This is a genomic window from Candidatus Zixiibacteriota bacterium (genome assembly GCA_022865345.1).
In the GTDB taxonomy this organism is placed as follows: Bacteria; Zixibacteria; MSB-5A5; order MSB-5A5; family RBG-16-43-9; genus RBG-16-43-9.
Genome location: JALHSU010000059.1, coordinates 1 through 12,372, shown reverse-complemented (window position 1 = coordinate 12,372; position 12,372 = coordinate 1). Strand labels below are relative to the sequence as shown.

Here is a 12,372-nt window from a genome sequence, read left to right as displayed (position 1 = left end):
TTATAGTGAAAGTTCTCACCTGCCACATATCCTACTGTCACCTTGGTCGAATCACCAGGATGAAGAATCGGAATAGGACCAAAGGAGAAAAGATAACGCGTATCATATCCATCTGCTAAATCCGTGCAAAAACCCGACGGTGGTAACCAGCCGATGTTCGATTCGTCTATGCAGGCAAAAATCTGGTCATAATCGTGTTCCCCATTGGACATGGTGAAATATTTTGCCCTATCACCACAGGGTGTCCCTTTACCACCTTCGCACCAGCTTCCATAATTCTTAATCCAGAGATCCCAATTCTCCTGCTTCTGAGGCCCCCAGTCTAAATTCACCGGATCGGTCCCCTCTGACATCCAGTAGTTGAAGGAAATATTTTCGGTTGGTGCTCGAACAACCCTTACTCCTGTCACACTGGGCACACTGTTATCTGTAACAACCCCTCCTTTTCCTAAATCACCATTATCATCCGCTATCCAGCCTATCTGGATGGTGTCCTGATATTGCAGGGTGTCCCCCCATAAAGACGATGGGTAGGTGGCTCTAAAACCGGTGATGTCATCTCGAAAAGCATTGCCGTTACCTGTCCAGCCTACATCACAATCCATGTAAAGCCCCATCCAGATTCCTTTGACATCCTTATTCCCGATGTTTTTTATGGTGAAATCGATCAGGGCAAAGTCCTCTGCATAGTCGTAACTCCAGGAATAACTCCTCTGCTCAATCTGAATACCTATGGGTTTATGAGGCCTTCTATCATAATCATCCGGACTAACCCCGGCAATTGCCGTGTCAGAATAAATAGCTATTATATCCTGCTCTGATATTGCACCAGCCGTATCAGGAGGATTGCAGTTAGGCGTAACAGGACGAATGCTTTTCTCCTTTATACAGCCACCCTGGTCCTCTGTACCCGGAAACATCTCATTGACATAAAGCCAGCCGTCTGCACCTACAGTCACCAGGGTCTCCCCCTCCACCACCGCTCCCACCCATAAGGCTCCCTGGAAAAGATACTCCAGATCTGAACCGCAAGGAAACTCAAATGAAGGAGCGGGCAGTACTGCATTAGGGTCCTTCATAAAGCATCCTCCAGGAGTTTCATCTTGTCTCCTGCCCTCACTTCCAATAAAACCCCAGTTGGTTAAGGTGAAACAATATTTGGCAACCCGGTGAGTCCTCTGCTGAACGCAGGCTTCGCCAGCCAGCGGTTTTTGAACGGAGGGGGAGAGTTCTGAAGCTTCTCTCTGAGTTCTGGTTCTGGCTAAAGCAAAAGATGAACCGATAAAAAGAACTAAAAAGACGACAAAAATTGAAGTTACAAACACATAATAACTTTTTCCACGCATGCGAAACCTCCAGTCCTTAGGAACATGCCGCTAAGATTCTTTTCATATTATTATTAGAAATTAACCGTCAGTCCTAATCTTACATTCCTTGGTGCACCGAAGTTGTAAGGGTTTTTATTAATATCTGAACCAGGTAAGGTGACATAATCACCCAAGGAATCCCGATATGCATTTTGATCGGTATCAGGTCTGCCGGTTTTTCCAGAAACACTATAGACATTTTTTCTATCAAGCAAGTTATTTACCCAGATGGTGAAGGAATAACTGAACTTCCAGAAATCGAAATCCTTATTGAACCTTAAATCAACTGAGCTGTTAGCTGGCATCCTTTTCGAATTGGGAAGAGGGTTTTCGTTGCGGCGCAAGGTGCTTATCAAACCTGGATAGGATACATCCGGGGTAAAGGGAAAACCGCTGCCGTACTGCCAGATGACATTTACTCCCCAGTTGTCCGGAACTCTAAGCCCGAAGATTTTCGGATGGTCGTTCTTGGGAATCCTGAAATCCAGGTTTAAGGTCAGCTGGTGTCTGACATCCCAGTCTAATGGATATTCCTGAATCGGGATCTCTCCGGCTTGAGCCCGGGCATAATAGTTCGATATTTCATTCGAGCTTTTTCCATAAGCAAAGGCATATTGATAATTAACTCTTCCCCCAATGTAACCGCCAGACCTCTTCTCGAACTCAGCTTCCAAGCCACGGCTTCTACCATAGTCGGTATTAGCATTGAATTCCCACGTGGCTGGACCTCTTTTGTACTGCTGGGTATTAATTAAGCCGAAATAATCTTTATAAAAACCAGAGACATCCAGTTTGTAATTCTCGGAAATAGCATACTGGAAGCCGAATTCATAGGCTATGCTCTTGGTGAAATCCAGGTTAGGGTTTCCGTACATCTGGATACCGGAAGAACCCTGAGTAGGACGAGCATACATATAGTGCAATTCCGGCAATTGATAGAAATGTCCGTAATTAAAATAGACCTTGGCTTTTTCCAGTATGGGGTAAGAAACCCCGATTCGGGGAGAGACTTTATTCCTATACCTTATTATCTCGATAGGTTGTTTTAAATCTGTGCTCAATTTCGCCCTCTCTACTTCGGCCATATATACTACGTCATTCGGCTGAATATAGAAATCCACGCGGGCTCCTAACTTGGCAATCATCTCTCCATACTCTATGTTATCCGAGAGAAAGGCTGCGCCTAATACAGGTTTCCGAGTGTAGAAATCTCTGAAAATACCGTGATCCGGCCAGGCACCTCCGTCTGGAATACCATTGTATGCGTAATAAGGGTAGCGCACATCCTCCATAGTCAGTTTTTGGCTCTGAACTCTAAACCCGGTCTTAATCTGATGCTGTTTAGTCACCTGGCTGGTGAATTTGAAATCCAGGGTTAAACGATCTTCAGTTCTATGTTGATAATAGGTCCTTCTCTCATAACCCCGGTCCCAGAACCCATCTACTCCATCGTATTTTCCGTTCCCGTTCATATCGGTATAAGATTCCCCGGGATCCCATCTTCCATTAGACTTATCATACTGCCCATTGTGATTGCGATCTATGTAAGGCACCGCAGTTGGACAATGCTGCAATCCAGCACAGGGGTCAGAAGTTGGACCGTCATAAATTCCATTTGGGTTTAAATCATCAGTAAGTGGATTAAAAATATCAATGCCCTCAGTATAAACACCATCATTGTTCACATCTTTAAAGGGTTCTCCAATGAGCACATCCCCATCCAGATAAGGCTCAGCTTCATCTACTAAAGCCATGCGTGTCCTGGAGGGGTCAAAGTATCCAAGGCTATCTGGATCTGAAAAGGGCTCGGCTGAATCCCATTTCCCGTTTCCATTCGTGTCCTGTAAAGGCTCTCCTTTATCATATTTTCCATTGCTATTCACGTCTACAAACTGTTCTGCTGGGTCCCATTTCCCATTGTGATTACGGTCGGTATAAAACTGCCAGTGGTCTGAGAATGTGAAGTCGCCCGGGTCCAAACGACCTCCTGGTTTATTCGGGTCCCCAGGCGCCATCAAAAAGTCAGAACTCAATTTGCTCAAGGTCAATTCATAAAAGGAGCTCCGGCTTACACTGTGGGTGAAAACGAGGCTGAAAGTTTTGGTATTGCTTTCAAATTGTGGGAGGGTAGAGGGGGTATATCTATACTGCCAGACGCTAATATCGCCTCGCGTAGCCGAAGTAGGATCAAAGAAGAGCGTGTATCTCTCCCAGTTTCCGTTATAAGAGAAGATCAGCTTTTTTGTGGGGCTGATCTTATAAGAGAGTTTAAGCTGAGCTGTATAGAAATTGCTCATCCTTTCCGGAAGATTGAACCCTAAGAAATCATCCACCCTGAATTTTTTGGCAGTAAGAGGAGTGGCAGATTTATTAATGTCCATATAGGTATCGCTTTTGTAAACGCTTCCGCTAAACCGGTAAGTCAGTTTACCACCCGTAAGGTCAATCCCCAGAGACGGCAAAAGATCTTTGGTAAGAAAAGAGGGTAAAAGATGTTGGGAGAAAAGCTTCTCTGGGCCACCGATTGAAAACTCCAGACGATCGGTGTTAAAAGAATACTTGTTAAGATTTTTTGAGCCAAAATCGTCTGTGAGGAAATCTATTCTTACATCGGTTTTTTTACTGCTGCCCTCTTTGGTGATGATGTTGACTGCAGCAGACTGGATGTTGCCGTATTCAGCTTCAAACCCGCCTTTAAGAATGTCCATCTCTTGTATATCTTCAGTTGAAATATTCATTCCTCCTGTCACCAGACCAAGACCGCCCATAAGACTCTTAGTCTCCACTCCGTCCACTATGTAGTTGACCTCTCCGGACCTTCCTCCCCTGACGTGCAGTTCCTGATTCCTGACTACAAAACCCACTTGGGTCTTCAAAACATCAGTAACTGCCTTAACCGGCATATACTTCACTTCCTCAGTGGTTATGGTTCTCAAATTGGCAGTTACCCCCTTTTCAATCATAGGCCTTTCTGCAGTGACAGTAGTGCTTTTCTGCAGGGTAACAGCCTGAGTTTTCAACCTGAAGTTTATCTCGGTGGTCTGGTCAGCTGTGACTGCAACTTTTTCTACCCTCATAGAGGTATACCCGATAATCGAAGCGACCACCGTATAGGTCCCTGAGGGGACGTTCACAATATAATAAGAACCATCCGGACCAACTTTGTTCCCCATAGATGTCCCTTCAATCATTATCGTAGATCCAAACAGCCCTTCGCCACTTGCATCATCCAACACCTTACCCATTATCTTGCCAGTGACACCAGCATAAGATAGAGTATAGATTGTTAGGAGAAGGACTAATGAGAAAATAAAGAAGAAAACTTGACGCTGACTAAAGAGTTTCATCTCCATCCTCCTTAAGGTTAAAGTTTCAATTTTTCAACTCCGTCTAAAACTAAAACACTATTATATAAAAAGAAAGTCGAAATTGTCAAGAAGATTTTTATATACCTTATCTAACTTTTTCCTTTTGCAGAAATTCATTTAAAAACTTCAAAGAACTTTTTCTTCTCTTTCATTTTTCACCCCTGCCCACCTTTCGGGTGAACAGGGGTCCTAGGAGGTTTTAATATGAAAGAAGGAGGAAATACCAGTTAAAAATATAGACAAAAAGCGTGCCCATATTTCCAATTGTAAATTCCTTTCGGGAAATTTCTACTTCATTATTTTACAACGAGTTGCGCCAAACGAATTGCGGAAGTCATGATCTTTTAAGCTTGATTTTGTATTGACCTGGCAAAAAACTAAGGAGATTTTATTGAGAGTACCGCATTTGCCGCTTAAGGCACAGTATTACAAGGAGTTAGTCCGACGCAGAATATTACGCCTGTTTGGGCTGGAACTGCGCTATTTCTTAGACTCTAAAGTTCCAGAAATCTTTCGAATATTTATTCATCCTTAGCTCTTTTGCAGTTTTTAATTCTTCCTCTGTCAATGAATCTTCCTCAAAATCCTTTTGAAAAACCTCACTGAAGCCTCTTTTCAGCGCTCGAATTATTTCTTTACGTTCTATCTTCTTCCCTTTGATCTTCTCAATACTGGTTGAATTCTCCAGGGATTTAGCTCCTTTAATTAAAGAATTAGCTGGAAGAAAATCAGCTAAATCTAATTCTCCCTTTTTAAGTAAAATCGAGCCGTGCTGAAGAAAAATCTCCCGGAATCTTCTCTGAGCACTGCCGACAAGTTTTCTACCCTGACAGCTGATCTCGTATCTGGAAAAACTGGAAAAACAGGGTAGGATGAAAGAATTTTTGGTATAAGGTTTGCTTTCTTTTTTATAGGCTGGATCCTCCTTATTTATCATTCCACCTGAAGGTTTTACCCATTGGGCCTCAACCCCTAAAAACGAAAGAGAAGATAGAAGAGCTTCGCTTATCTGTTTATAAGTCTCAGAGACGGTGTTCCCTAACTCCGGAAAAATCTTGCAGGAGCCAGAAAAGGAATAGGTAAGTTCTTCATTATGTAGGACCGCCCTTCCCCCGGTGATCCGGCGAACGAGTTTAACCCCTTTCCTGAGGCATTTATCTATATCCACCGTTTTATTAACTTTCTGAAAGTAACCTATGGAGACCCCGGGAGGGTTCCATTCGTAAAGACGCAAGATCGGAGAAGAGCCATCTTGAACTGAAGAGAGCAGGGCTTCATCAACTGCCATATTAAAATAAGGATCACCTTGCCCGGTGTAGATAAACCTCCATTTTTGAATTGGCATAAAAGACAGATTTTATAATTGGGGTTCAGACGATAAACTCAGGTCTGTTACAGTATGTGAATAATATCATTAAATCGCCTGTTGATTAATAAGTTCTTTTTCTCTTACTGCTGGATTGTTCTATGTTTGAAAATCCGATTTTAAAAGCAGAAATTTCTTGATTTAGCTTGAAGTAATTCTTTTGTAGGGGCAATTTATAATTGCCCCTACGGTTCATCTGCAATGCAAGTCTTGTCTATTTCAGAAGCGTTATCTTGCCTTTGGAATTATCGAATCCCGGAAAAATCGACTTGGCTTGGGGATCAACCAACTGCAAAACATTGGCCGGCGGGAATAAGGCGGTATCCACTGTCACGCTGGCTTCAGTTGCTCCTTTCTTGAGAGTAAAGTAGAGCTTAGCGACTTCACCCTCTCCCTTTGGCAAGTACAGGTCTGCAGCCGACAGGGTGCTGATCAAAGCTATGTTCACTTTCTGGGTTTTGGGATCGATGTTCGGATACTTCAGGGCGAAACTCTCCACCCGCGTGCCAACAAAACTAACCGAATCCAGGACAATAGAAGTTTTGCCGTTACCATATTTCAGGGGACAGACAATAGCTGAAAGCTTTTCCAAATTCGACAGGTTCACCTTAGCCACCACGTTGCTGCTGCCTGGTTTCTGATCCACCACTATACTTAGGACATCCGATTTTGCGCTCGGATTTTTGGCTTTCTGCGACCAGGTAATCGAGAAGAGTAAAAAAATCGAAAAAATTACAAGATAAAGGGTTAAATAAACTTTTTTCATCACTTTCCTCCTTTACCCCTATCAAGTGCGATTAAAATTAAGTCTCTATTCAGATCTAGCGATCTGAAAAATGAACTTCTAAATCTGGGGGGCATCCCTGCCCCGAAAAGTTGGCTATTACCTTCTAAGAGCTTCCCCTGGACTACAGGGGTTGCTTTTTGAATGAATTTTCCTCCCTCTGGTACACCTCCTTGTTTTGAGTTACCTTTAGATCCTTTTTTCCTGTTCGTGATATCCTGGTGTAGTATATCTTTCGTCAAAAACATTCTAATCTTTAGTTGATTACCATAGGGTTAGGGAACTGAGTATTAATTGTTAATATTAATTATAGGTTCTCATCTGTATCGGCTGACTCATTTGGGCTTCAGAGTATCCGAGATTATCCCCGGATAATCAGTTCTTATCCGGTCAAGAATCTCTTTTGATTTGGCATCATCTTTCAAATCTGTATGATAGATTCTCCAGAGCAAAAGCAGGGCGTTCAGCCCTGCATCTGTTCCTGTATATTTTCCTGCTATTTTTTGCAGGGACGCGACAGCATTCTTCCAGTCCTTCTGTAATAAGTAAAGCTTGGATTTCTGGAGCTCTATTAAAGGGACAAAAGGTTTATCTTTATATTTACTTAGAAGTTCATCAAAATGCCTGGCACTCTTTTCAAAATACTCTTTGGCTAAGCTTTTATTTTCCCTTTGATAATAAGCTGCTATCCTCAAAGGTGCTTCCAGCCCCTCGGGTGTCAGGGGATAATTGATCTTCAACCAGTCGTACTCATTTAATGCTCGATCCCACTCGTCGGTATTCTCGTAGATCTTGGCAATCAGGTATTGGCAGGTGGCGATAAAATTACCTTCTTTAGGAAAGAGTTTCTTAACCCTGGAAAGCTTCTCTTTAGCTTTAGAGTAGTCTTTTTTCTGGAAATAGACCATCCCGATTTTCATCTGAGCCTCAGCCTGGGAGGAAGAATCGGCAGAGGATTCCAGAATTCGGCCGAAAGTTATAAGCGCATTTTTTTCATCCTTAAGTTCGTCAAAATAGATGTTACCGATCTGTAAAAGAACAGGTCCGGGAGTTCGTCCGGTAGAGTCTTTTGTGCTCTCCAGAATCTCCAGCGATTCTTTCCAGAGGTTCAGAAACTGAAAAGACCGGGCTAAATTTAAACTGGCAGCAAGAGAAATCTGAGTATAAGGATACGAGTTGATCAGGTTCTGATAATATTCCCGGGCAAAATCGAATTCGGTGTCCCTTTGAGGTTTTTCTTCTTTGGCTGAAAAAAGCTGGATCAGATGATTGGGAAGTGAAAAGAGGTTCAGGTCCGGCAACCTGTTCTTTATAACCGGTGGATAATTCTCTAAAAGCCGGTGGTAGATTCCAACTGCCTTCTCTTTCTGATTTCTCCTTTCATAGATCTGGCCCAAGCCCAAAAGGGCAGTTTTATTCTGAGGAATACTGTGGGGATAATGCTCCAGAACTTTTTCAAAAGATACTTTAGCTGAATCAAGATTTTTTTGTACTATATAAAGTTCAGCTATCCGCAGCTGGGCTGAAGAGGCTATATCTGATATGTCCTGGGCTATAGAAGTTTCAGGTAAAAGAGAAGACAGCTCGATTACCTTTCTGTAGGATCGGATAAGCTTTTTGAAATCCTCCGGAGTAGCCGCCTTGAGATTAATAGATAGAATTCCCCTCATCCTCTCGGATGTGTAGAAGCTTTTCTCCATTTTATAGCGCAGGGTGATATCCCTCTGATTCGAACAGGATGTCACGTAGAAAAACCCGCCGGCAAACAGGAAAAGGATTAGAAAAAAGAGAGACTTTTCAAAATAAATCCTACGCGTAATATTTCTTCTTCCCAAATTAAATTGCTCCTTCTGATTCATCTGAGTTTAGCAAGGGATTTAGTAGGGACAGAACACTGTTCTGTCCCTACAACTGCCACGCAAGGCTAAAACCTTGCCCTACATTCTAGCGATTCGTCGTCGGGCATGAAGCCCCGACGCTACGGTTTTTTACTTTTCCTTTTTCTGTCTTCCTTCTTCCTTTTTGCTCTCTGTTGGTCTCCTGACCAACAGAGACATTTCCTTGGTTGGTAAGGACGGCAAAGAAGAATTAATCAGAATGGTGGATACACAGGTCTGCCCCTATAAATTTTTTATCCGCTATCCGTCATTTATAATTCGATTCTTGAATCCTCAAATTCCTAAGTCCTTTTTACAGATTTTCCCTCATCGCGCAAAATTCCCCGCACATACCGCATTTTCTGTAATCTGCCGGGATTCTTCCTCTTTTCTCCCTGGTCTTTTCAGGATCCAGGCTTAAAGCCATCATCTTATCCCATTCGAACGATTTGCGCGCCTTTGAGATCTCCTCATCTATATTCCTGGCACCTTTTACTCCTTTGGCAATGTCAGCCGCATGGGCAGCTATCCTAGAAGCGATAATACCTTCTCTGACATCTTCCAAGCTCGGCAGGGTTAGATGTTCGGCTGGAGTAACATAGCAGAGGAAATCAGCCCCGCAGGCACCAGCAATAGCGCCTCCTATGGCAGAGACGATATGGTCATAACCTGGAGCGCAATCTATGACCAGAGGTCCTAAGACGTAAAAAGGCGCATCCTCGCACAGCTTCTTCTCTAAGAGCACATTAGCTTCTATCTCCTGAATAGGAACGTGACCAGGGCCTTCCACCATTGCGAAAACGCCTTTCTCCCTTGCTCTCTGGACCAGCTCTCCTAAGACCAAAAGCTCATCGATCTGAATCCTATCAGTAGCATCGGCAATCGAGCCTGGTCTTAAGCCATCCCCTAAACTTAAGGTAGCATTATATGTTTTAGCCAGGTCCAGAAGCTCGTCATAATACTCGTACAGGGGATTTTCCTTTTGATTTTTTCTCATCCAGCGGGCAAGAAACGAGCCTCCCCGGCTTACGATTCCGGTTAATCTTTTCTTTTTGTCTATTGTCTCCAGAGCCCTCCTGGTCAGACCGCAATGAACAGTGATGAAATCTACTCCTGTCTCCAGGTGGTCACGTATAACTGAGAAAAGGTCGTCCTTAGTCATTTCCTCCGGGCTTTTCCCCTGCTTTGTCAGATTGCACACGGTTTCATAGATCGGCACGGTTCCTATCGGAATCGTGGACTTTTTTACCATCTCAATCCTTAAATCCCTTATATCTCCGCCAGTGGAAAGGTCCATCACTGTATCTGCCCCGTATTTAATCGAGATCTCCAATTTCTTCAACTCCAGGTCGAAATCCACAAAATCTGGCGAGGTACCTAAATTAGCATTGACCTTAGTCCTTAGCCCCTTACCAATTCCAACCGGTTTTGTATTTTTGTGCAGACGGTTTTTGAGGATGACTATTCTTCCAGAGCTGATATTCTCAGTCAAAAAATCAAGAGATACCTTCTCCTCTGAAGCGACCTTTTCAAGCTCTTCTTTTTCTAAAGACTCGACTTCTATCATCTATCTATCCACCTTTCAACTACTTTTAAGGCACTATCATTAAAACAGATATCGACCAATGGTAATACGTTAATACCCCTCATACCTTTTGTCAAGAAATAAATCGTAAATAAGGGTTAAAGGGGTTAAGGGTTCCAGAGCTCAAGGGAGAAAGACGATGACGGTCTTTGAAAATTGAAAGATACCTTATACCTTGACTCCATTTAATTCTTTAAATGGAAACCTGAAGGTTTCCGCCCTACGGGGGTCTCAGCCCGGCGTAGCCGTCGTAAGGCTCTTATCGACTACAAAAATCTTCTCCCCCCTCCCTATTCTAACCAAAAAATATCTGGCTAAAAGTTTCTTTTTAAGTTATATTTTTCACCGGAGATATTTTTCGAAAAAGGAGAAATTTATGAGCAATATGAAAGTAATCCCTAATTCGGATGTGTCTAAAGTTACGTTTCATTCTGTTCCGGACAAGCCCGGGATCGCCGCAGAGATATTCGGGCTTTTAGGGGAGCTGGGCTTTAACGTGGAGCTGGTGGTTTCCACCCCGACTGAAAAAGGGAAAGGTGACATCTCTTTTGTGATTTCCCGCAAGGAGCTTTTATCTCTTTTGGGAGTTCTAAACACCCTGAAGAATAAAGTCCGCACTGAGGAGGTCACTCACGATGAAAACATTGCCTTGATCTCCATTACCGGACACGGTTTTTCAGAACAGCCCGGAATTGCCGGCAGAGTTTTCAAGGCACTCTCCAAAGCCGGGATAAATTTAGACACTATCTCTACCTCCTTGCATGCCATCACCTGTGTGATCAAGGAAAATCTTCTGCCTGAGGCACAAAAGGCACTGGAAGAGGAATTCAAAACGGAATAAAGAAAAGCTCAAAAGCTTAAAGGCTCAAACGTTCAAGGTTTAAGAGAACCACAGAAAGTTCGCGTAGGGGTGGAGCTTGTCTCCACCCGCGTGCATTTTGCAAAATCCAGTGCCCGTCGGGTCCCCAGACCCGACGCAGGACTCTCTCTTGCCAGGTCAGGGGACCTGACAAACACGAAATGAATCAAATCATGAAAATAGAGAAAACCTTCGACGGCAAAAAAATAGTTTTAATCCAAGGCGACATCACTGATTCAGAAACAGATGCCATTGTCAATGCCGCTAACGATCATCTCTGGATGGGCTCAGGCGTGGCTGGAGCAATAAAAACGAAGGGTGGAGTTGAAATCGAAAAAGAGGCAATTGCAAAAGGACCGATTCCGATTGGCGAAGCAGTTATTACCTCTGCCGGGAAACTGAAAGCAAAATATGTAATCCACGCCGCAGTGATGGGACAGGACTTGCGGACAGACGAGAAACATATAAGAGCTGCCACCTGGAACAGTTTAAAAAGAGCAGAAGAACTAAAATTAAGCTCAATTGCCTTTCCTGCCTTAGGGACAGGAGTGGGCGGGTTTCCCATGGATAGATGTGCGAAGGTGACGATTAATGCAGCAGTCAGATTTTTTATCGAGGGAAAATCCGTAAAAGAAGTTCATTTTGTGTTATTCAGAAAACAAGATTTCGATTTTTTCAATTCAGCTTTGGAAAAAGTGTCAGGGTGACATAAACAGTAGGGGTGACCCGATGGTACATCTTTGGTGGGTCAGGCATCCTGCCTGACCGAACAGACAAGATGTCTGTTCCACCAATGTTATTTGAAAAACTGTAGTGGAAGGCTTCAGCCTTCCACTTTTTTAATATGGAAACCTGAAGGTTTCCGCTACAAAAAAACGCACAACACCATGGTCAGGCGTTACCATTTGACCTTTCATCGGAATACAACAGTTGCTTTTGTATATAAAAAAATTCATCGGGCATAAAACCCGACGTTACAATCGTCTTACGTCTTCCTTCTCACTTCTTATATTTCTTTATTCGTCATTCGTCATCCGTCATTTTTTTCACTTTGAACCTTTGAACCTTGTTATCCCCCAAGATATGCTTCTTTCACCTGCTGATTATTTAAAAGATTTGAAGCCGCATCCTCTAAAACTATCCTGCCGGTTTCCAGAACGTATCCC

The 12,372-nt window shown here is 43.3% G+C and carries 10 protein-coding genes; 2 read left to right on the top strand and 8 right to left on the bottom strand.

Features of this window, described 5'->3' with window-relative positions; translation table 11 throughout:
- From MUP17_02560 to thiC, 7 genes are all read right to left on the bottom strand, one after another.
- On the bottom strand, positions 1 to 1,346 hold a 1,346-nt coding region (locus tag MUP17_02560), incomplete at its 3' end, for a hypothetical protein (protein MCJ7457855.1).
- Between the two features lie 53 nt (positions 1,347 to 1,399).
- Entirely contained in the window at positions 1,400 to 4,714 is a 3,315-nt protein-coding gene (locus MUP17_02555; protein MCJ7457854.1) for a TonB-dependent receptor, read from the bottom strand.
- 508 nt (positions 4,715 to 5,222) lie between these two features.
- Positions 5,223 to 6,080 (bottom strand): lipoate--protein ligase family protein, encoded by an 858-nt coding sequence (locus MUP17_02550; GenBank protein MCJ7457853.1) that lies wholly within the window; start codon positions 6,078 to 6,080, stop codon positions 5,223 to 5,225.
- A gap of 235 nt (positions 6,081 to 6,315) precedes the next feature.
- Positions 6,316 to 6,867: a hypothetical protein gene (locus tag MUP17_02545; GenBank protein ID MCJ7457852.1), complete on the bottom strand. Its 552-nt coding sequence runs from the start codon at positions 6,865 to 6,867 to the stop codon at positions 6,316 to 6,318.
- Positions 6,867 to 7,133 (bottom strand): hypothetical protein, encoded by a 267-nt coding sequence (locus tag MUP17_02540; protein MCJ7457851.1) that lies wholly within the window; start codon positions 7,131 to 7,133, stop codon positions 6,867 to 6,869. The genes MUP17_02545 and MUP17_02540 overlap by 1 nt, the downstream gene beginning before the upstream one ends.
- 87 nt (positions 7,134 to 7,220) lie before the next feature.
- Positions 7,221 to 8,720, bottom strand: a complete 1,500-nt coding sequence (locus MUP17_02535) for a tetratricopeptide repeat protein (GenBank protein MCJ7457850.1) — start codon at positions 8,718 to 8,720, stop codon at positions 7,221 to 7,223.
- A gap of 355 nt (positions 8,721 to 9,075) precedes the next feature.
- On the bottom strand, positions 9,076 to 10,329 hold the full coding sequence (gene thiC, locus MUP17_02530; protein ID MCJ7457849.1) for a phosphomethylpyrimidine synthase ThiC: 1,254 nt from the start codon (positions 10,327 to 10,329) through the stop codon (positions 9,076 to 9,078).
- 394 nt (positions 10,330 to 10,723) lie between these two features.
- Here thiC and MUP17_02525 point away from each other — a divergent pair, with 394 nt between their 5' ends.
- Together MUP17_02525 and MUP17_02520 are read left to right on the top strand one after the other, a co-directional pair.
- Positions 10,724 to 11,188, top strand: coding sequence for an ACT domain-containing protein (locus MUP17_02525; protein ID MCJ7457848.1), 465 nt, complete (start codon positions 10,724 to 10,726; stop codon positions 11,186 to 11,188).
- A 191-nt stretch (positions 11,189 to 11,379) separates the two neighbouring features.
- Positions 11,380 to 11,913, top strand: a complete 534-nt coding sequence (locus tag MUP17_02520) for a macro domain-containing protein (protein ID MCJ7457847.1) — start codon at positions 11,380 to 11,382, stop codon at positions 11,911 to 11,913.
- A 362-nt stretch (positions 11,914 to 12,275) separates the two neighbouring features.
- Here MUP17_02520 and MUP17_02515 read toward each other — a convergent pair.
- A partial coding sequence (locus MUP17_02515) for an ABC transporter ATP-binding protein (protein MCJ7457846.1) occupies positions 12,276 to 12,372 on the bottom strand: 97 nt, incomplete at its 5' end.

What these genes read in the sequence shown, in the direction of transcription:
- MUP17_02540 (MCJ7457851.1), bottom strand. Translation starts at nt 7,133, where the DNA reads ATGTTTTTGACGAAAGATATACTACACCAGGATATCACGAACAGGAAA.
- MUP17_02520 (MCJ7457847.1), top strand. Translation starts at nt 11,380, where the DNA reads ATGAAAATAGAGAAAACCTTCGACGGCAAAAAAATAGTTTTAATCCAA.
- MUP17_02555 (MCJ7457854.1), bottom strand. Translation starts at nt 4,714, where the DNA reads ATGAAACTCTTTAGTCAGCGTCAAGTTTTCTTCTTTATTTTCTCATTA.
- MUP17_02545 (MCJ7457852.1), bottom strand. Translation starts at nt 6,867, where the DNA reads ATGAAAAAAGTTTATTTAACCCTTTATCTTGTAATTTTTTCGATTTTT.
- MUP17_02550 (MCJ7457853.1), bottom strand. Translation starts at nt 6,080, where the DNA reads ATGCCAATTCAAAAATGGAGGTTTATCTACACCGGGCAAGGTGATCCT.
- thiC (MCJ7457849.1), bottom strand. Translation starts at nt 10,329, where the DNA reads ATGATAGAAGTCGAGTCTTTAGAAAAAGAAGAGCTTGAAAAGGTCGCT.
- MUP17_02525 (MCJ7457848.1), top strand. Translation starts at nt 10,724, where the DNA reads ATGAGCAATATGAAAGTAATCCCTAATTCGGATGTGTCTAAAGTTACG.